Here is an 18,804-nt window from a genome sequence, read left to right as displayed (position 1 = left end):
AGACGACTTCTCCCGTCTTCGGAGCGGAGTTTCATTGCTAAAATCGGAACTCAATGAGAAGCTTGAGTCGTCCGAAACAACGACGGGGCCGCCATTGGGACCATCGACCACAACGCAAACCCTCCAACCCCGCTCCATCGACGGCTGGAGTCTCACCATTGCCGTCCACCTCGACGCCGCAGTTCCCGGTTTTCTCTCCTTTCTCACCTGCTCCTCGACACTGCGTCGTCAAGCCGTCTTCGCGGCCATTGCCGAAATGGCCCACGACGGGACTGAACGACTCGCCGATCGGCTCCGTCCATTCGCTCCCACCGACTACCGTCCTGGCCGCAGCCCGCACGTGGAGATCGCCCGCGCACTGATGACCTCGACTCGTGCACGGGAGATCATCCGCGCTATTTACCGGGACGTGCCGGATGGCCTCATGGGTGTCCTCCATCGCCTGGGCGATGCGCCGCTGCCTACACCCCACCTGTATCGCGTCCTTTTCGAGCTTTTCATGGGTGGCGAGCACCGGGCGCGAGCGAAAGCGCTCATGCAGCACAGCGGCTCAATCAGCGCGACGCATATCAGGATCGTGAGACTCCTCGATCCGATCCTCGTTCACGAGAACATCTTGAAACGCCTTTATGACCCGTCCCAAGCCGATGACGCAAACGCTGCGCTGACTCTGATCCGCAGGACGGTCTCCTCAGCCACCGATGACGCTGTCCGCCAGTTGATTGCAAACCTGGGCGACAAGACCGATCTCACGAAACTGTTCGGGCGCTGGCTGGAGCGGATGGACCGTCCTCCGGCTCGCCTGCCCATTCCTTCGGATGATCCCGACATCGCGGTTATGAAGAGCGGGAAGTCGATCACCGCTCTCGGGCGGCGTTACCGCAACTGCGCTTCTACGAAAATTCCCCTGGTGGCGCTCGGTGTGCAAGCCTTCGTCGAGTGGAAACATGCTCCTGGAGGCATTGCCGAGTGCCGTCGCCTGTCCAATGGCGGCTGGGTCCTGACCGAAATCCATGCTTCGGCAAATGGTCAGATTGATCCAGGGATTGCTGGGGCTCTGCGCCGGAAACTCGAAACCTTTGGCATCCCGGCGCTGTCGCCGGGCAGCATTTATCCACGCGCATTTGGGATCACGCGCCTGCTCGGGATTTGGGATTTCACCGATGATCTCGGCATTGATGCCGGAGATGGCACGGCTCCTCTCGCACAGGAACTCGGGGAGGCTGCCAATGCCGCGTGAGTATGTGCGCGACCGCACGGGTCGGACGCTCGGGAGCTATGAGGATAATGGCGTCTCGGGCCGGATCGAGGCACGGGACGCGGCCGGTCGGCGGCTCGGCTACTACGACAAGAGCGCTAACGAGACGCGCGACGCCGCTGGTCGCCTGATCGGGAAGGGCAATCTCCTCTCAGCCCTGGTACTCTGTCCATGAAGTGGCGTCCTGGCGGCTTTAGGCCGAATACGAATGACCATCGGGCGGATGCGCGAGCTTCATCAAGCCGCCATCAGAACGAGCAACATCGCCGGAAAAACGACGACATCCATCATCTCTTTGACAAAGGTGACGCCGCTGTCCGCGCCTGGACGGCGAGCCCGGCCGACTACAGCGGATTTCGTGTCGAGGATCACCACACCGCAGAGGACACGGTTGAAATCCTTCTCGAAGCGCTCATGACGGCCAAGGGTGAGCGAGATCGGGTGATTTCGATTCTGACGCTCCTGGTCGAGGAGCGCAGCCGGATTCGATCCTGGGCTGCGTCGCAGCGCTCGATTCAGAAGCAGCCCAACCTGCTCTATCGCAGGGTGGGCCTGGATGAGGATTGCCCGGATTTCGTCCTCGGGGCTGTTCGGACCGCCTATCGTAAGAAGCTCCACCCGGATGGGCATCCGCCACATCAGCGAGCCGAGGCGGAGCGCCGGTTCAAAGACGCTGAGGCTGTGTTCGACGAAATTTCACGGCTGAGGGGCTTATAGAGGCATGCTCCGCGTCGGGAGACATTCGCATTGTCCCCGAAGAATAGGCTCATCCAAATTCTACAGGGCGCAGTATGTGCGCCCTGATAGGCTGGTCGAGGACATACGATCCATCCGGCTGCTTGCCCGCGACCCTCTCGAAGTTCGCGACGAGGGCGACGCGGTGGACTTGGACGAAGGGCGCGCGTGATTGGTCAGCCGCAATGATGCGTTCGAAGAATGCGTCAGCATCCGCGTAACACTCTCTGCGGTCGTAGTACACGATCTCGACGAGATCGTAGAGATGAGCTTCGATAGCCTCGCTCACGTGCGCCTGGGCATCGTTTCGGACCTTGGTCTCGTCCTCGACCTCCTTCAGAGCATTGAAGAAGGTGCCCTCGGGCAAGGGCTCGATTACGATCGTAAGCCCCTCGGGTCGGGTCGTCCGGGCGGCCTCTCGAAGGGAAGCGGCCATCAGGTCTGGCGGGACATGGTGCAGCGAGTTGAGGAAGACGACCACATCGAAGGCGCTGTCCATGAAGGGCAGGCTTTCCGCACGACCCTGGACCAAGCCGACCTGCGGAGTTGAGCGGCGGGTAGCGGCCAGGGACTCCCGACTAGGATCGAGGCCCACCATCCGCGCACCGAGCGAAGCGAGAGACCGCGAGAGCGCTCCGGTGCCGCATCCGACATCGAGAACCTGCTTGTTTCGCAAGTCACCCGCAGCCTTGCGGATCAGCGAGACCGGATCACCAACCATCACATCCTCGCGCGATGACAGCCACCACGGGCTCCCACTATGTTCGAAGCTGTATCAGCGTGAAGACCGAGGTTACAGGCCAGGGCGCTCCAGCGCCTAGTTTGAGCAGCCACACGGCAGGATGGTCATACCCAACGGCTGCGGCGACTTTTTCTCGCTGGAGCCCGTGCACTGCTGACCTCTCGGACCAAAGCGCCAAGCTTCATGAATGCGACACCGAGCGTATCCGTCAGTTCTTGGCCGGGCAACTTGATGAAATGCGCGAAAGGGGCAAACGCAGCGGCCCTCCGACTATGCCAATGCTGAAGGTCGAGCAGCCCGTATATAGTCGAGGCGCATTCCAACTTGAAGGTCAGGTCTCTTGGCGTAACCCTCCATTTGAACCGACTTCAATCATCTAGGCCATCGCGATCCGCTTGCCTGGATAAATACACCCAGAATCAGGGAGCATTTCCATGCAATATTGCCAGACCGTCAGCCAGCAGGCCGATCGCCAGCATCTAATCGCTTCTATAAAGAATGCCGCCGCAGCCGCCGGTCTCAAGGAGGGCTTTGTCGATGCAGCCCGTCGCGCCGCCACGCCGCTCATCGTCGATTGCATCGGCCTCACCTGTGAAAACCTTGGAGACGAGCGTTTCGAGAATGAACTTCACCAGCGTATGGGTTGGTGCAAAGCAAAGTGTCGTGGAGACTGGGAGATCGAACCGATTCGACAGGACGGGCGGTTGGTCGGTCGCCGGTTTCGCTTTGGGAATGTCACCGAGGCTGTTCACTTCAAGCTGCGGTTTGACACCCGTCTCTGACGCAGTAGTCGGCGGCTAAGTTCGAGCCAATGTGGGATGGCATTGGGCCGTGCTTCATGGAGGGAATTGCCGGATAGAACCGTCGATCCCTTTTTGGAAGTCCGGGCTGAAATCAAGAGCCGGGGACTAGGAGAGAGGTCCTCCGTTAGGCCGTCATCCACAGGTCTGCCGGTTCGGTTACCTCAGTTCGTATCTGGCGTCTTGGTCTGCACCACTGCGGTTGCTGGTTAACCTTGGGGCATGGTCCGCTTGGAACCCATAGATGCGCGGAGCGCGTTCTATGCCGCAGTGCGTCAGGAGCTTACTTGCTCTTCTTGGTCCCGCGCCTGTTCGCAGCCGGAGCGGCGATCTTCACGGATGTAGCGGCGGTTTTGGCCGCCCCCTTGCGCTTCTGACCGAGGCCCATCCTCTTTGCCAGTTCGGAGCGTTTCGCGGTGTAACTCGGAGCCACCATCGGGTAGTTCACCGGGAGCCCCCACTTCTTCCGATACTGCTCGGGCGTCAGACCAAGATGCGTCAGATGGCGCTTCAGCGACTTGTAAGGCTTGCCATCTTCCAGACTGATTAGATAGTCAGGCGTGATGGATTTCTTCACTGGAACCGCAGGCACCGGCTTCGGCTCGTCGGGCTTCTGTGCAGGGTTGCCGATCTGCTGGAGAGTCGCATGCAAGCTGCCGATCAGCGCAGGCAGATCAGCCGCTGAAACCGAGTTGTTGCTCACGAAGGCCGAAACGATCTCAGCCGTAAGCTCGATAACGTTCCGGGACGAGGTTGCCTGATCGGTCACTGCAACAATCCTACTGGTACTAGCTACTCACGACGGGTCATCCCCGCCGACCTATAGAAGCCGATGGTCAGATGCCCGGCAGGTATAGGGATGTCGTGAGCGTTGCAAGGGCAAGTTCGGAGACTACCAACCACTCCTACCCGTCGCCTGCTGGAAGCGCTCATTCGGGACGAGGATCATCGGCACGCCCCTCCCGACCTCACCACCGCTCTTAGAAATCCGAGGCTAACGCATGGATAAGGATGCGGAATGGCGACGATAAGGTAGTTTGGAGAAGGTCAGGACAGCCTAATGTCGCCTGCGATCGGCCGCAGGTGCGCATACAAGCACTGGGCTAGGCGGCCAGGGCGGTCTTCCGCTGATGTTTGGCAAACGCAGCAACGACCCTTTCCAAGCGGAATGGCTTCTCGAAAAATATGCCTGTTGAAACCACCTGCTCGCCACGGCGCTTGCGGGCCGAGGCGTAAACGATGGGCAGTGACGGCCAGCGCACATGGAAAGCCGTTCCCAACTGCCAACCGTCAATCGAACCGGGGAGTTGGATGTCAGTATAGAGGCCCGAGAGCACCACGCTGTCCTCAAGGATCGCAAGCGCCTCCTCCCCTGAGGCCGCTACAATGACCTCGTACCCCGCCCTGGCGAGGGCGAGGGATACCATCTCGCGGAGCATGTCATCGTCCTCAGCAATGAGGAGTGCGGGGCGCTCTGAATGAGAAACCATGAATATTGACTTTCTGAAGAACCAGAGGTGCTGAAAATACCAGGATTGGCGCGATACCTACGCAAGTCGGCGGCTATTTCGCTCATTCGACTAATCCCTCGGCGCTTCGCGGCGAGGTGTCCCCGACATGGGTAATCCTTGCCTCAGCATGCGCTTTTAATTGAGAGATGCTATTCCACGACGACCCTCCCCTCCGTCGAGATCACCGAGATCAACCGAGAAGATGGTGGCTTCTGCGGAATCGACTACGTCGATCCGCCAGTTCTGCCAGTCGGCTTTGGATACGAGAAACTGGCATTGAAATTCGTTCAGCGCCTTCATTGTTTCAGCCTGCACCTCGGCGAGGCTGGCTGCCTCGATCCCTTCCACGTCCAGCATAACCTCGTGCCCGTTGACGAGGTGGAAGTAGTAACGCGTCACATCGTTGCCTTGAGTTCGGAGTGTGGAGGAGGCGGCTCCCGGCGGTGCGAGCCACTCCTTGCCAGAAGGCATCCTGGTTGATCGACGGAATACTCCGCCGGTTTTGCGTAATCGCGTCGCCGTTAGCGTAAACTCAACCAGTTCTCATGGAGTTCGTCATCCAGGGCCATGCTCGTCTCCGTTGGGAGTTGCGGGCACCCTGCATCCTGTAGTCACTACAGGATCAAGCGCGAATCCAACGCCATGGCATCAATTTACGAGGTAAGGACGTGACCATAGGGGAGCTATCCCGGTGCACGGGGGTCAATATCGAGACGATCCGCTACTACGAGCGAATCGGGATGCTCTCTGCGCCACCGCGAACGAGCGGTGGCCGCCGGGTCTACAGGGCCGACCACATCCGCACCCTCAGCTTCATCCGGCGCGGGCGGGAACTGGGCTTCAGCCCCGAGGAGGTCCGCGCCCTGCTCAAATTGGGCGGACCGGGAAAGGCACCTTGTGGCGAGGTGCGCGAGATCGCCGCTCACCATCTTAAGCGTATCCGGGCGAAGATGGCTGATCTGGCCCGGCTGGAACAACTCCTGGCCGCCACCATCGAGCAGTGCTCTGGTGAAAATGTCCCCGAGTGCCCCGTGATCGACATTCTCGATGAGGCTGCCGAGCCATGTCAGAGCGTGTAGTCAGAGCGTGTAGTCGATGTTCGACGCGCCAGTGAGACGACAGTGGGGCCAAGCTTTGTTCAGACCTAGCCCGAAGCACGGAACGGACGAGAACGATCGACCACGCGGGGATCGCAGCCGCACGAGGTCGAGCCTGTCAGGCCAGCGAGCCTCTGGCCTCAACATCCGATTGCTGGTCCTGAACAGGCGATTGCGCGAACCCGCGAACGGCAAATAGCCCACGGATCAGTACTCCGAGGCGTGGCACGGCGCTTGCTTGTCCTGAAAGACCGTATCTCAGGAGAGGCGAAATGAGCGTTTGTTCCAAGAACAGTGCCCCGGGCCGGGAGGTCCCCTCCGCCAGCACCTATTCGCCCGCGATCCTACCCCGGCTGCAAACGACCTTGGCCGCTCTGGCGGACTTGGATCATGCCTACGAGGCAGACCTGGAGACCGTGACGGAGAGCGGGGTTCCTGATGCCATTAAGCAGGAAGTCATCAGGACGCTTCAGCAGCGCCAGCAAGTCTCCCGTGCCCCTTACGTCCGCCAGCTTGCAGCGCTCCACAGGCAAGCCGTGACGGCAGCATCGGCCGTGCCCTCCGTCTCCTAGAATACCCAGCGGTGAGATATTTCAGAGGAGACGTGCTTGCCGTTTAGGCGCGGTGCGAAGCTCACTCAGGAGGCCCTCCTGTGGAACATCCTGACGGGACAGCTTCTTCTGAGGAGGCCAAGTGCGTTCGTGAACACGCCCGGAAGATGCTCCAGAGGCTCAGCGAACATCAGCGCACGAAACCGACGACCGAAGCTTCCCGATCAACGCAGGGGGTCATCAAGACCAATCGAGAAGACAACGGCTCCGGAAGCGTCGGCAACGTCTAACCGCCAGCCTTTCCATTTGGCGGCTGCCGAAGGGTCGTTCCGTCGCAACTCCTCAACGGCTCCGACCGCCTCAGCGCAAGCCTCAGCCAGATCGTCGAGTTCGATGCCATCCTCGTCTGGAACGGTCTCGTGCCCGTTCGCCAAGTGGAAGTAGTATCGCGCCACAGGTGATCTCCAACTAAACTCGACACCACCCGCGTGAGTGGCGGGGCAGCGTATGACTGATGCATGGGAGCCCCGATGAACGGGCTCGGATTTCGGCGACGCTGGAGGGAAGCGCAGATGGCGGTGCCGGATCACGCGCTCCCGCAACGCCATCAAGTCGCGTGCATCCCGGCAGCATCTCTGTGCGCTTTCTGTCTGCTCCTCCTGAACTGGCGGACACGGAACGTCGCCATACGAGCAGAACACGCAGCAGTCGCCCTCGTTCGGGCGCAGCACCGTCCCGCAGCCCGTGCATTCATAGAAGAACTGACAGGCATCCGCTGGCATGGTTTCCAACGAGCGGTGCCCGCATTGCGGGCACGTCAGAGTCGAGACGAGTTGCATCAAGCTGGCCGAAAGCGCGTCACGCGGACTCCTCCGGGGCGTTCGGTCGGGCGACTTCGGTGAGGCAAGGCATCGTCGAGGACATGCTCGTCTTCAGGATCATTCCCAGATACCCTTGATCCTGTAGCGACTACAGGATCAAGGGGGTTCCAAAGCCCAGATGACGGGTTTGCGAGGCAAGGGCGTGCTCATCGGGGAGCTATCCCGACGCACGGGGGTGAACATGGAGACAATCCGCTACTACGAGCGGATCGGAATGCTGTCTGCGCCACCGCGCACGCGCGGAGGCCACCGGGCTATCGACCACAAGCGTGCCATCAGCGGAGCGATCTGCGCGCCGCATTCTGCCTAATCTTCTGGCAGTACCGGTAAAACCTGCCGAAGAACGGGTGCAGCCCGAAGGTCGAGGAGCGACTTGCACAGCGCAGGATATCAGGGGCAGGAGGCTGCGGCGGCACAAGAGCGATCCGGATCACCTTTGGTCCGCTGGGATGACCCATCGTTCCCACCGTGTTCGTGTCGCACTGCCTTCGTTCCCCCTCAATTGCGGGAGACATGTTCCCAACTGTTCGCGGCAGGTTCACCCAGGTCGATCCGGAAGGCGACAGCCCCGCAAGCGTCGGTGACCTCGATCCGCCAATCCCTCCATGCGGCGGCCGTGGGCGCGCATTCCTGTCGGAACTCGTGAACGGCTTTGACAGCCTCCAGACGGGCCTGCGCGAGACTGGCAACCTCAATCCCGACCTCGTCCGGAATGACACGGGATTGGTCCACGAGATGGAAGTAGTAGCGCTTCACCATGGCACCCTCGCCTTCGGATCAGGGGTGGCCCTCGGCGGCGTCAGCCCTTTCCCGCCGAGGGCCTGACCAGTCAGACTCACGTGGAACAGTCTGACTGGTCAAACGTCATCCGAGGGCTGCCCCGTGCCCCCAGCATCAGAATGGCTGCGAAGCCGAGTGATGTTTGGAACCTGCGGTCGGCTCATGGTCCCGGCTCAAGATCAACAACCTGCGGCCTCGCGAGGCGCTTGACGAGATCAACGATGGTGTTCGGCAGGTAGGGCTTGGTGATGAACGGAATGTCCTCGGGCCAGTCATCCGCCAGAGGCTGGGCTCGCCCCGAAGTGGCAATGACCCGGACTCCCGGCCAGCGCTCTTGCACCACACGGGCGAGATCACAGCCGTTCAGCGGCCCCGGCATCTCGACATCTGTGATCACCGCCTGGATGTCGGGCCGAGCCTGGAGGATCGTGAGGGCCTCGTCGGCATCCCTTGCCTCGAAGACCTTGAAGCCTGCCTCGTCGAGGAAGTCTGCCGCGAACATCCGCACGAGCGTCTCATCTTCAACGACCAAGACGGTCATGCGGGGCTCAGGGTAAGCATTCATCAGGCCGTCAACCGAAGCAGTAGGGAATAACCGAGGACACGGAGCTATGTTCCCCCTCGGTTTCATGGAACCTTGGCCGTGACGCGGCGTTTCTGTGCTGATGCCCGCTCCCGCCCGACCGGGCATCACAAGAGCCTCGCGCCGTGGCTCCGGCGACGAGGCTCTTTCCGTGGTCGGTCACTGATCAGGTGGCACGCCCACCCAGTCTGCACGACCGGCCTTTGAGTTCGCCACGTGCCCATTCGTGATCGAGCCGGGACAGCACCGCGCGAACGTTGTGCGGTGGCGATCGTTGCAGGATGACCTCATACACATCCCGGAGATCGTTGTGGATCGCCCGCAGGAGTTCTGTGTCGGACTGAAGAGGGACTCCACCCGCAAGTCTACCGCCGCGCATCATCGGCGACCTCCCTTGCATTCTGACATAAAAGGTGAGTCCCGATTCGGGTCACACTAGGGCAGTTCGGGCCACAGATGTGGCCGCTTCTGCGGACAACGTCAGACCGGCTTGGCAGTGTTCCCTTGGCAGAATGCAGCGCCTCGAACTTCCATGTGGGGCAAAGGCAACCGGAACCGGGCCGCCCGGAAGCTGCGTCGTATAACCTTAGACAAATTATTTTTCAATCTGTTGGGTTCCTCACAGACGGCTTGTAGCTCGTATGGCATTTACCAATTGTTTACTTGTTCAGCCGCTTGGGGGCGATCCTGTGCAGAGTGACGGTCAAACAGCCAGTTCAGGGGGCGCTCAGCAGATGCGCGGTCACGTGCGCACCCGGCTTCAGACCCTCCGCGAACACCTGCACGCGAAGCAGCAATCCCAGCGATCGGGATCAGGGGCTGCATCCATCAAGACCGATCGAGAAAACAATGGTTCGGGCGAGGTCGGCCATGCCTGATCGCCAGCCGTTTGATCTCACTACCGTCCAGCGGGTCGGAATGCGCCGCGTCAGCCCAGGAAGACCTCGCTCTCACAACCTGCGCCTCGTGAGGCGCATCTCGGGAGGCGTCGCGTGACGGTATTCTGGAAAGCCACGGCAGGAGATTGTGGCGCAGCCGCCAACGATGCCGTATGCCCTCGGCCGCGCATCCTGGTGCTCCAGCGGGACCTGATCCCGAACCTCGCCCTCATGACCTCCCTCACGCGAGCCGGGCTGGAGGTCATCGGTCCCTTCTTCAAGGTCTCGCAAGCCCGCACCTGGATCGAGAGCAACCGCCCCGATGCGGCCGTTCTCGATGTCGCTCTGTGGGACGGTCGCGCCTTCGATCTCGCGGGTGTGCTGACCCGCAGAGGCATCCCGATCCTGTTCTACACGTCCTGGACGGACACAAGCCTCATCCCGCTGGAGCTTCGAGAGATGCCCTTTCTGGAAAAGCCGGGGCATCTCGTCCTAGTCGCGAAGCTGCTCACCCGGATGATCGCGGATGGGCAGGTGCGCGAAGTTCAGAGCGAAGAACCCGACGAGAGCAGCGTCTCGGACCCACGTCCAGCACAAGGATTCGGCTCATCCGAATCGGCATCGCTGTCGAGATCATCAGCCAACGATTCTGAAAACCTGTCGGATTTGTTGGAGTCAGTTGCCGGAGAGGCAGGATGAGCGCCGAGCGACCATGCCTCGGGCTGTATCGTCGGATGTCGCACACCATTCCTGACCCGCCATCCTGGATATTCTCGTCGGAGCGAGGCAATGTGCTTTCCGGGATCGCAAGAAGTCCCTTATCTCGACGCATTGTGAGCCGAAGATTCCAGGCTTGGTGTGATCTCCACCATGCCCCGATGACCGGAACGAGCCATCAACCGCATCCTCTCGCGCGGGCGCAGGCCCTCGATACGTGGGCTGCGGGCCGCGAGCGCGCGATTGAAAAGCTCATCCGTGAGGCAGAAGCTCTGGAGAAATACGAGTTCACCGAGGAGGCTGCCTGTCTGTGGCACGCCGTCTTCCGTTTGCGGGAGAGTGCACGTCGGGAACGCGCCGAAGCAGATGAACTGCGAGCCGAGTGGGAGAGGTGCCTCAAGGAAGGCAAAGAATTGGAGAGGTCCTGAGATTGCAGGCGAATGTAAACTTCTCCAGCCACTTGAAGGGATATCTTGCTGCACCTCACCTCGCGGATGAGCACTCCCGCACGATAGCCGCGAGTTCCGGGTAGGGCGTCACCCATCCCGATCTCTGTCGCGTTCTGCTCATCAGCATCATCTCGGCCCGAGTCGTCTCGCGGCCTCATAGACTCTCACGGTTCCGAGCCGCATCCAGGCTCCAGGGACCACCTCCGGCGACGGCCAGATAGAGGAACACGAAGCAGTAGAGGATCGCGGCGTCACCTCTATTCAGCACTGGGAAGAAACTCTGGGGCGCATGGGCCATGAAATAGGCCACGGCCATGTCGCCCGCGAGGATGAACGCGACCGGGCGGGTGAAGAGGCCGAGCGCCAGCAGCACGCCGCCCACGATTTCAATCATCCCTTGGATGCCAAGCAGCGAGAACAGAGACGGGCCGGGATTGGGAGAGGGCGGGAAGCCCAGCAGCTTCTGGGTGCCGTGCTCCAGGAACAGAAGCGCCGTCATGATCCGCAGGATGCTGAGCACCCGTGGTGCCCATGTGGTCGAGAGTGACATCCAATCCATGGCGAGGTCCCTGACAGGCCCCCAGGAGCCGCTTGCGCGGCCATGTTCTCGGTCCGACGCGGATGGCGATGAGCATCCTTGATCCTTGCCAAGACGCCACGTTCTAGCGGATCGCAGATGCCGTATGCCTTGAAGACGCTTGTCGTGCCAGACACAACTCGGTGAAAGGTGCTGAGGACCACGCACCTCCTCGGGGGTGAATAGATTGTGGCAGCCAGCATAATGTTGCGGATCGCCATATGGAATTCGAGAGGCCGGAATGCCTCAATGAAGCCTTGCCGCTGTAGCTCCTGCTCGTCGGCTCCATGGACAGCGAGACATCGACGGCCAGCACGAGCGCGCGACCGACCTCGGCTTCGGCCCGTGTGTTCCCTACGCCCGAGATCAGCATCCCGGCCGCCAGCAGAAGAGCAGCAAGGCGGCGCGTGAGATCGGGCATCCTAAGCTCCTGTTTAGGCGGGGCGTTCTACAGTTCAAGCCAGGGCGGCAGGCGGACACGACGATCCCCGGCTCCATGCCGTTGTGGGGACACGGATGGCAACACGACGACTCTGTTTCGCCGCGTGGCAACACCGCCACCGCCGCCTCAAACGACAAGCTATCGCGCAGGAGAGCGCTGCCGAGCATTTGATCGGCTTGGCGAACACGCTGCATGTCGAGGGCCGACCGCAAGCAGCGAGATGCCTGATCAGGGTCGCCCTGCACTTCCGGGTCCGGGCAATCTGCCTTAACGCTCAGGCAGACGCCCTCGACTGCGCAAGGGCCTGTTCGCCTAAAGCCAGCCCTCGTGCTCAACATAGACGAAACGGATGACCGCCGAGATTACCATTAGGACGAACGCACACGGGTAGCCGAACCTCCAAGCGAGTTCGGGTATGTGCTCGAAATTCATTTCGTCGCCAGACGCCACCATCGTGGGCAGTGTTGAACACAGCGCGCCAGGACTGGCCTACCATTGACCACCCCGAGCGGGTGCCAGCACACGGAAGCCCCAGTGAGCAGGATCAAGGAGGTGGGTTGGGTCTCACACTGATTGGCCTGCCAATCTGTACGATGCAGCGAGGCTGCCTGCGGAGCGGAATGCCTCCATGGCCTCAGCCTCAGTCATGGCAAGCGTCGTCTTCATGTCTGTCACGCCACCTCCGGCGGCAGCCGTAATGGCAGCCGCTGCGGCGCTCCTGACATCCGGCGCTTCGACGATCAGGAGCCAGTCGTAATCCCCAAACGTCACATAGTAGCCCAGGAGCCCGCCTCCAGGGGCTTCGATGAGCTTCGACACAGGCTTAGTCCGATCTTCGGGATTCCTCACCATAGCCTGCATGGCGTCTCGCGAATAACGCCCCTGAGAGATGAAGATCGGCATTGCGTTTTCCTCCGGTGTTTGTGCTCGAACGGGATAACAACTTCAGTACCTTCAGGATAACTTCCGGAGCCTCTTCCAGGAGGCAATGCGCGGCATCCTGTGGGCTTTCACATCGGCGGAGCCCGTGCCTCGCTCTACGGCTTGGGGACCCGCCCGCGCGAAATGTCCGTGATGAGGCGTGTCGCGAGATAGAGCCTCGGCTCGATGTTATCGACCAGGATGTATTCGGCATCATTGGAGTGCGCGCCAAAGCCCTGCACGCCGAACCGCTCCACGACCGCGTTCTGGGTCTCCAGCGCCGCGAACGCTGCGTCCGTCCCGCCGCCCTCCGCAACCGCGTCGGCCACAAGCTCCTTGCCAAGGTCGCGGTAGATCGCCTGGGCGTGCTTGGCGAGCGCGAGAGAAGCGGGTGAGGCTTCGAGCGGTGGCCGCCGTGGCTCGAACAGCATCTCGACCTTCGCCTCCGGGAGAAGCTTGTTGCTGATGCGCTCGCGAACCGCCTTCTCGATCTCGTCGTAACCGGCAACCCGCAGCACCCGCGCGTCCGCCTGCGCTTCCGCTTCAGGTGGAATCACGTTGCGGTTCTGCCCCGCCCTGGCGAGCGTCCAGTTGAGCTTCAGACCGGTGTCGGGCCGCGACAGGTCCTTGGTTTGCAGGACCTGATGCGCCAGTTCGTAAAGCGCGTTCACGCCGAGGTGGGGAGCGGAGCCCGCGTGGGAGGCTTTGCCCTTCACACGCAGGGTCACGGAGCCGATCCCGGCGGTGGCGAGCGCCACCTTGTCGGACTCCGCCTGTGATGCCTCAAATGACATCGTTACATCGTGCTCTGTGCCGAGACGGCTGAGAAGCTTGCGCGAGCCCGGCGAGCTAATCTCCTCGTCGGCGTTGATGAGAACGGTGATCGTGCCGTAATCGCGGATGCCGAGGCTCTTCAGCATCGCGAGCGTGTGCAGGATCACGGCAATGCCCTGCTTGTCATCGGCGATGGCGAGCCCGTATGCCTTGTCGCCCTCGACCCGGAACGGCTGCTTCGCGGCCATGCCCTTCAGGTAGACGGTGTCCATATGCGCGATGAGCAGAATCTTGCGCGCGCCGGTTCCCTTGAAGGTGGCGCGCACGGCTTGGCCGACCCGCTCCGGGGTGTCCTCCATGCGGTAGATGTCAGCATTGACATCGACGAGTTCGACCTCGCCACCGAGTGCCTTTAGGCGGCTGGCAATGAGATCGGCAAGACGGTCGAGACCGTCCAGGTCCCGGCTGCCCGACTCGATGGAGACGAGGTCCTTCAGCGTATCGAGCAGCGGAGCCTTCTCATGCTGCGCTGCTGCAAGAACCGGCTCCTGGGTTTGTGCAAGAGCATGTTCGGGTGAGACAAGCGCGGCCGTGAGTAGGGTCGAGGCCAGAGCCGCACTGAACAACAATCGCTTGAAATACATTGGAGCACCCTGAGAAGCGGCCAGGAGCTTGATGGGAGAATTATCGCACACGAGATCACGGTCCGTCCATGACTGGCGTTATTGACGGAGCAGATCGTCATTATCCGATCTCTCCGTATGTCCGTCTGCTCGAAGGCAATCCGGCAGGCACGGACGGTCGCCGGGAGAGTTGGAGCGAGCATTCCGGAGGGATGAGGAAGATTGGATGCAAATAGACTTGTTTAGGTAATCTTGCTTTGCGCGGACCTTGCGCGTCCGTTCAATTTGCAGCCTCTGGTGACTGCTCAGCTTTGCTCCCTGTACTGACCCGAGACATCGCCTGCAATCTCGGTCAGACCGAACATGTCATCGAGCCAGCGATATCGCTGGCTCATGATATCAAAGCACCGGCAGGGGTTCGGCGTGAACGGGGCCGATGGAGATCGTGGGGTGTTGCGGCACACGCCTCGGGGAGGCGCAATCCGTTAGCCCTGCCCTGTCGGATGGAAATGAGGCGAGGAGGCGTGTGATGCAGGCGCTGATCCTTGCATGTGGCCTTTGGTTTGGAGCCTTTGCGGCAGGCGTCCTGGGGCTGATCTCGACGGAGCCGAGCACTGCTGATCTCATGGGCCAAGTCGTGTATGACGATCGGCCCTTCTGCCAGAGCTTTGTGGTTCAGACTGATCGGGGCTTTGCGATCCTCGATGGGGAGGATGCGAACTTAGCCTTTGGCGAGACCGACACCATTGTCGGGCCGCTTCGCACCCGAGGGTTCCAGTCGTTTGACGTGGTCGGGCGGGGCTCCATCGAGGCGAGGCTATACGAGTGGACGCCCAATCGCCTGCACGCGGAGCAGACTGTCCGAGACCGCTGCGGCCGGGATCGCGGTCTGCCGATCAGCGCGGCTTTCTTGCCTTGAGCCATGCTCTGAACCGCCTGTGTATGCTTACTGAAGAAGCTCATGCAGGCGAAGCCGAGCCCGATTCACGGGGCGACAATGGCCTCTGAGTATGGTCAGACAGCCGTGATGCCATTCTTCTGGAACGGGCGCACTCTCGCGCGGAATTATAAGCTGATCTCCCCGCGCAAGCATCCTGAAAGGCAATCCGGCGGATACGGGACGGTCGCCGGAAGAGTTGTAGTGGGAAAGCGTCACAGGGATAGACCGGCCATTCGCAAACCCTCGAAAAGGAGTTCCCGCATTTCAGGATTGCGATAGCGTGGCCGGTGCAAGTGGGTGTGCGTCGCCTCCCAGCGGGTGGCCTGCAACAAGCGCCCGACTTCCGTGGCCTCGGCCAGCCGTCCCATGTGCGCCAGCGCCGCCGTCAAATAGCGAAGTGAGATGGGATGACCAGGGTTCATCTCCAGGGCTCGCCGTGTGAACTGCTCCGTCTCCTTGAACCGGTTTTCCATGAAATGGGCAGCCCCCATCGCATTCAGGGTGATGTAGCCGCGCGGGTCCAGCGGATTAAGTCGCCGCGCTTTCTCCAAGCAGGCCAGGGCGCGCTCACACTCGTCGTTGTAGATCAGTGTCCACCCGCAATTCGTCAGGACATTCGATGAGTTCGGGTGAAGATACAGGGCACGCTCGCAAAAGGTGACGGCTTGATCCAGCATGCCCGAGAGCGATCCCAAGGACCACGCAGCGATGGAGAGCACCAGACCATTGTTTGGATCGCATTGAACCGCTTGCAGAGCAGCCTCTCGGCTCCGGGTTGCATCCGCATCCCAGTCGTGGGTCCACCTCCCGACCACCAGCCGACCTCTGCAATCGGCGAGCGCGCCCCAGGCTTCGGCATAGCCTGGGTCGCGTTCAACAGCCTGTCCCAAGAGCGCCTCGGCCCGGCGGAAGCCCTGTTCGGTAAAGGCATGGAACTCGGGGAGGGCGCGAAGGTAAAGATCATATGCGTCCAGGTTGTCCGTCGCCTTTGCTCTGGCCCGCTCAATTTCAGCCGCTCTCAAGCTGGGCTCGATCGCGAACACCACGCTCTCGGTGATCTCATCCTGTAATGCGAAGATATCCGTTAGATCACGGTCGAAGCGCTCAGCCCAGATGTCAGTGCCTGTGACCGCCTCGACCAACTGGGTCGTGACACGCACCCGACTACCCGCCTTTCGGACCGAGCCCTCCAGCACGTACCGGACACCAAGCTGACGGCTGACTTCCTTGATATCCATGGCCCGGCCCTTCAGTGTGAAGACGGAGTTGCGGGCGATGACGAAGAGCCAGCGGCATCGGGAGAGTGCAGCAATCAAGTCCTCTGTGATTCCGTCCGCAAAATACTCCTGCTCGGGGTCGCCGCTCAGGTTGGTGAACGGCAGGACGGCCATGAACGGCTTGTCAGGAAGGGAGAGCCGTGATGCTCCCGTGGCAACAGGAGTGGTCCCGCTCAGTGCGTAGACCCGGATAGGACGGGCTATGTTCTTAAGGCGCTGCTCGCCCCTGTCGTCGAAGGATAGGCTGAGTTTGCCCAATAGCTCGTCGTAGACCTTGCCAGAGATTGCGATCCCGCCAGGGTCTGCAATACTCTCCAACCGAACTGCCACGTTGACGCCATCCCCATAGAGATCGCCGCCATTCTCGACGACCACGTCTCCTAGATTGATCCCGATCCTGAGCAGGACGCGCTGGTCCATTGGTTCGCCGCTGGCGCGGGCGTTCACGGTCTCCTGGACGGCAACTGCGCAGGCGACTGCGTCAACGGGGCTGGCGAATTCGTAGAGTGCCCCATCACCCGTGGTCTTGATCAGGCGACCAGCGTGCTGGTCCGCCGACGCACCAAGCACCTGGGAGAGCACGTTGTGGATTGCGGCAAGCGCAGTTGTTTCGTCAGCCTCGATGAGCCTTGACGAGCCAACCACGTCGGCAGCGAGGATCGCCGCCATCCGTCTCTCTTGCCTCTTCTGCGGACCCATGGGGGCCTCGGTGCATGGTCCGGACCGATTCTGCTGCTGGTTGGGAGGACAGTCCAGTCCGCCCGAAACCCGATAGCCCGGAAGCGAGTTCCCTCCAGGGTGATCAGACGGGTGCGGAACGGTCGCGGGAGGGTTGGAGGAAAAGGCAAGCACCGATTTTGAAGGTGAAGCCAGCGAACGAGACGGTGTTGGGCGCGATGCACTTGATGTCCGCTGGTCGGTTTTAAGCCGCCGTGGCTAATTGCGACGAGATCACGGCAATGGAGTTCCCCTAACAGCATTCCTTGGGCGGTTAGGCCGGGAGAGCGCATCTTGCTCGTCTTGCCTCACGAGCGCGGAGAGGCCCACCACGTCAGCCCCCACGCGGATGGCTGCGAGACGGCGGGTCGTCATTTCTCTGGTAGCCCCAGAGGTCGCAATAGCTCGCAGTAGCGGGACCGGTCCGAGGCGTGCACGAGCGGGGATGCGCTCCCAACCCATGCAACCGAGTAGCCCGGCTGTAAGCGCACTGTTGTTGCTAGAGCATTCTTCGCCTCCTCCACGTAACCCATCATCGCTGCGGAGAGCGCAAGCGCCCGCCAGTTTCCGGGAAGTTCTGGGCTTTGTCGCACGGCGCGCCGCCCCCATTCCACACCTGCCGCGTAATCCTCAGCCATGAAGTGCGCGAACGACCGAACTCCGCCAAACATCGCAATGAACGGATCGCGTGGACTGAGTCGCATTGCCCTCTCCACCTGAGCAACAGCCTCCAATCCTTTCCCGCCGTATGCGAGCGTCAAGCCAAGGCAAGCATGGGCGAGCATAAAGTTAGGGTTCAAATCAAGTGCCGTGTACAACTCCTCGACGGCCTCGTCGTGCTCACGTCGGAACATTTGAGCGAAACCCAGTGCGAGCCGAGCCCAGGCGTCATCGCCATCTATACTCACTGCGGCACGCGCCCGCTCGGTGGCCGCAGGCAGAACGACCGCAAGGCCGCCCACGTTCCAGCCTTGATGGACATTCCAGAGACTAAGCCAAGCATGCAGCCCTAAAGCACGCGCATACACCGGATCGAGCCGCAGTGAATCGGACAAAAGATTGAGGGCCGTTTCGTTGCCGCCGCGCGTAAGTTGCCACGTGTGCGGCAGAGCGCGCATGACACAGTCCCAGGCGTCGAGGTGGTCTGGTTGTTTCTGTTGGATACGATCACGCTCTGCTGCGTAGATTTTTGGCTCTACTGCGACGACAACACTGGTCGTTATTTCGTCCTGAAGAGCGAAGACATCCACCAGCGCCCGCTCGTAACGCTCTGACCAGACCTCGCGGCCAGTGCTCGCGTCAGCAAGTTCAACCCCGATTCGAACACGGCCGCCAGCCCTTCGGACACTGCCCTCAAGAACATATCGCACACCGAGGTCGCGCCCAACCTGCTGCACGTGCACTGGCTTGCCCTTGTAGGTAAAGGCGGAGTTGCGGGCGATGACAAAGAAACCACGAAGCCGGGCCAGCGCCGTCGTCAATTCCTCTGCGATTCATTCGGCGAAATACTCCTGGTCAGGGTCATCGCTTATGTTTGTGAACGGCAGGACC

24 protein-coding genes and 1 pseudogene are annotated in these 18,804 nt (G+C 61.1%); 10 read left to right on the top strand and 15 right to left on the bottom strand.

Going from position 1 to position 18,804, the window contains the following annotated elements; all coding sequences use genetic code 11:
• The 3 genes from BN1233_RS16925 to BN1233_RS16915 form a co-directional block, all read left to right on the top strand.
• Window positions 1-1,240: hypothetical protein (locus tag BN1233_RS16925; protein WP_048708071.1), on the top strand; the 1,240-nt coding region annotated here is incomplete at its 5' end.
• Window positions 1,230-1,433, top strand: a complete 204-nt coding sequence (locus tag BN1233_RS16920; RefSeq protein ID WP_046864776.1) for a hypothetical protein — start codon at window positions 1,230-1,232, stop codon at window positions 1,431-1,433. The genes BN1233_RS16925 and BN1233_RS16920, both read left to right, overlap by 11 nt.
• Window positions 1,430-1,975: a hypothetical protein gene (locus BN1233_RS16915; RefSeq protein WP_046864775.1), complete on the top strand. Its 546-nt coding sequence runs from the start codon at window positions 1,430-1,432 to the stop codon at window positions 1,973-1,975. Before BN1233_RS16920 ends, BN1233_RS16915 begins: the two co-directional genes overlap by 4 nt.
• A gap of 49 nt (window positions 1,976-2,024) precedes the next feature.
• On the opposite strand, the gene BN1233_RS16910 is transcribed toward BN1233_RS16915, so the two are convergent.
• Entirely contained in the window at window positions 2,025-2,714 is a 690-nt protein-coding gene (locus BN1233_RS16910) for a class I SAM-dependent methyltransferase (RefSeq protein WP_046864774.1), read from the bottom strand.
• 455 nt (window positions 2,715-3,169) lie between these two features.
• On the opposite strand from BN1233_RS16910, the gene BN1233_RS46990 reads away from it, so the two are divergent.
• Window positions 3,170-3,517, top strand: a complete 348-nt coding sequence (locus BN1233_RS46990; RefSeq protein ID WP_147707339.1) for a hypothetical protein — start codon at window positions 3,170-3,172, stop codon at window positions 3,515-3,517.
• A 301-nt stretch (window positions 3,518-3,818) separates the two neighbouring features.
• Here BN1233_RS46990 and BN1233_RS16900 read toward each other — a convergent pair whose 3' ends face one another.
• The 3 genes from BN1233_RS16900 to BN1233_RS16890 all read right to left on the bottom strand — a co-directional run bounded on the left by BN1233_RS16900 (window position 3,819) and on the right by BN1233_RS16890 (window position 5,517).
• Window positions 3,819-4,304 carry a Ros/MucR family transcriptional regulator gene (locus BN1233_RS16900; RefSeq protein ID WP_046864772.1) on the bottom strand — a complete coding sequence of 162 codons (486 nt, stop codon included), beginning with the start codon at window positions 4,302-4,304 and terminating at the stop codon, window positions 3,819-3,821.
• A gap of 334 nt (window positions 4,305-4,638) precedes the next feature.
• Complete coding sequence (locus BN1233_RS16895) at window positions 4,639-5,025, bottom strand: response regulator (RefSeq protein WP_046864771.1); 387 nt, start codon at window positions 5,023-5,025, stop codon at window positions 4,639-4,641.
• 156 nt (window positions 5,026-5,181) lie between these two features.
• Entirely contained in the window at window positions 5,182-5,517 is a 336-nt protein-coding gene (locus tag BN1233_RS16890; RefSeq protein ID WP_046864770.1) for a DUF6894 family protein, read from the bottom strand.
• Between the two features lie 197 nt (window positions 5,518-5,714).
• Here BN1233_RS16890 and BN1233_RS16885 point away from each other — a divergent pair, with 197 nt between their 5' ends.
• Together BN1233_RS16885 and BN1233_RS16880 are read left to right on the top strand one after the other, a co-directional pair.
• Window positions 5,715-6,125, top strand: coding sequence for a MerR family transcriptional regulator (locus tag BN1233_RS16885; RefSeq protein WP_244470711.1), 411 nt, complete (start codon window positions 5,715-5,717; stop codon window positions 6,123-6,125).
• Window positions 6,126-6,415: 290 nt separating this feature from the next.
• Window positions 6,416-6,715 carry a hypothetical protein gene (locus tag BN1233_RS16880; RefSeq protein ID WP_046864768.1) on the top strand — a complete coding sequence of 100 codons (300 nt, stop codon included), beginning with the start codon at window positions 6,416-6,418 and terminating at the stop codon, window positions 6,713-6,715.
• Window positions 6,716-6,918: 203 nt separating this feature from the next.
• Here the strand turns inward: BN1233_RS16880 and BN1233_RS48400 are convergent, their stop codons facing one another.
• Window positions 6,919-7,149 (bottom strand): DUF6894 family protein, encoded by a 231-nt coding sequence (locus BN1233_RS48400; protein WP_046864767.1) that lies wholly within the window; start codon window positions 7,147-7,149, stop codon window positions 6,919-6,921.
• Between the two features lie 192 nt (window positions 7,150-7,341).
• A pseudogene (locus BN1233_RS49715) lies at window positions 7,342-7,533 on the bottom strand (GDCCVxC domain-containing (seleno)protein); the annotation flags it as partial.
• A gap of 160 nt (window positions 7,534-7,693) precedes the next feature.
• Between BN1233_RS49715 and BN1233_RS16870 the strand changes: the two are divergent.
• Window positions 7,694-7,885, top strand: a complete 192-nt coding sequence (locus tag BN1233_RS16870) for a MerR family DNA-binding transcriptional regulator (RefSeq protein WP_046864766.1) — start codon at window positions 7,694-7,696, stop codon at window positions 7,883-7,885.
• A 188-nt stretch (window positions 7,886-8,073) separates the two neighbouring features.
• On the opposite strand, the gene BN1233_RS16865 is transcribed toward BN1233_RS16870, so the two are convergent.
• The 3 genes from BN1233_RS16865 to BN1233_RS16855 form a co-directional block, all read right to left on the bottom strand.
• A complete protein-coding gene (locus tag BN1233_RS16865; RefSeq protein ID WP_046864765.1) occupies window positions 8,074-8,334 on the bottom strand; it encodes a DUF6894 family protein in 261 nt (86 codons plus the stop codon).
• A gap of 181 nt (window positions 8,335-8,515) precedes the next feature.
• On the bottom strand, window positions 8,516-8,896 hold the full coding sequence (locus BN1233_RS16860; RefSeq protein ID WP_074078312.1) for a response regulator: 381 nt from the start codon (window positions 8,894-8,896) through the stop codon (window positions 8,516-8,518).
• A 208-nt stretch (window positions 8,897-9,104) separates the two neighbouring features.
• A complete protein-coding gene (locus BN1233_RS16855) occupies window positions 9,105-9,320 on the bottom strand; it encodes an SH3 domain-containing protein (RefSeq protein WP_046864763.1) in 216 nt (71 codons plus the stop codon).
• Between the two features lie 610 nt (window positions 9,321-9,930).
• On the opposite strand from BN1233_RS16855, the gene BN1233_RS42975 reads away from it, so the two are divergent.
• Window positions 9,931-10,515 carry a response regulator gene (locus BN1233_RS42975; protein ID WP_048708075.1) on the top strand — a complete coding sequence of 195 codons (585 nt, stop codon included), beginning with the start codon at window positions 9,931-9,933 and terminating at the stop codon, window positions 10,513-10,515.
• Window positions 10,516-10,694: 179 nt separating this feature from the next.
• Window positions 10,695-10,961, top strand: a complete 267-nt coding sequence (locus BN1233_RS16845) for a hypothetical protein (RefSeq protein ID WP_046864762.1) — start codon at window positions 10,695-10,697, stop codon at window positions 10,959-10,961.
• A 175-nt stretch (window positions 10,962-11,136) separates the two neighbouring features.
• Here BN1233_RS16845 and BN1233_RS16840 read toward each other — a convergent pair whose 3' ends face one another.
• From BN1233_RS16840 to BN1233_RS16830, 4 genes are all read right to left on the bottom strand, one after another.
• Window positions 11,137-11,541 (bottom strand): DoxX family protein, encoded by a 405-nt coding sequence (locus BN1233_RS16840; protein WP_046864761.1) that lies wholly within the window; start codon window positions 11,539-11,541, stop codon window positions 11,137-11,139.
• Window positions 11,542-12,313: 772 nt separating this feature from the next.
• Window positions 12,314-12,454 (bottom strand): CorA family divalent cation transporter, encoded by a 141-nt coding sequence (locus BN1233_RS51110; protein ID WP_147707337.1) that lies wholly within the window; start codon window positions 12,452-12,454, stop codon window positions 12,314-12,316.
• Window positions 12,455-12,565: 111 nt separating this feature from the next.
• Window positions 12,566-12,904: a GYD domain-containing protein gene (locus BN1233_RS16835; RefSeq protein ID WP_046864760.1), complete on the bottom strand. Its 339-nt coding sequence runs from the start codon at window positions 12,902-12,904 to the stop codon at window positions 12,566-12,568.
• A 134-nt stretch (window positions 12,905-13,038) separates the two neighbouring features.
• Window positions 13,039-14,340, bottom strand: coding sequence for a M20/M25/M40 family metallo-hydrolase (locus tag BN1233_RS16830; protein ID WP_046864759.1), 1,302 nt, complete (start codon window positions 14,338-14,340; stop codon window positions 13,039-13,041).
• 508 nt (window positions 14,341-14,848) lie between these two features.
• On the opposite strand from BN1233_RS16830, the gene BN1233_RS16825 reads away from it, so the two are divergent.
• Entirely contained in the window at window positions 14,849-15,238 is a 390-nt protein-coding gene (locus BN1233_RS16825) for a hypothetical protein (RefSeq protein ID WP_046864758.1), read from the top strand.
• Window positions 15,239-15,471: 233 nt separating this feature from the next.
• Here BN1233_RS16825 and BN1233_RS16820 read toward each other — a convergent pair whose 3' ends face one another.
• Both BN1233_RS16820 and BN1233_RS16815 read right to left on the bottom strand, forming a co-directional pair.
• Window positions 15,472-17,205: an adenylate/guanylate cyclase domain-containing protein gene (locus BN1233_RS16820; RefSeq protein ID WP_187144308.1), complete on the bottom strand. Its 1,734-nt coding sequence runs from the start codon at window positions 17,203-17,205 to the stop codon at window positions 15,472-15,474.
• Window positions 17,206-17,624: 419 nt separating this feature from the next.
• Complete coding sequence (locus tag BN1233_RS16815) at window positions 17,625-18,734, bottom strand: hypothetical protein (protein ID WP_048708078.1); 1,110 nt, start codon at window positions 18,732-18,734, stop codon at window positions 17,625-17,627.
• Window positions 18,735-18,804: the final 70 nt, after the last annotated feature.

This window comes from Microvirga massiliensis (assembly GCF_001006805.1).
GTDB classification, from domain to species: domain Bacteria; phylum Pseudomonadota; class Alphaproteobacteria; order Rhizobiales; family Beijerinckiaceae; genus Microvirga; species Microvirga massiliensis.
The sequence above is the reverse complement of the archived record's forward strand: the minus strand, read 5'-3'. Positions and strand labels throughout refer to the sequence as shown.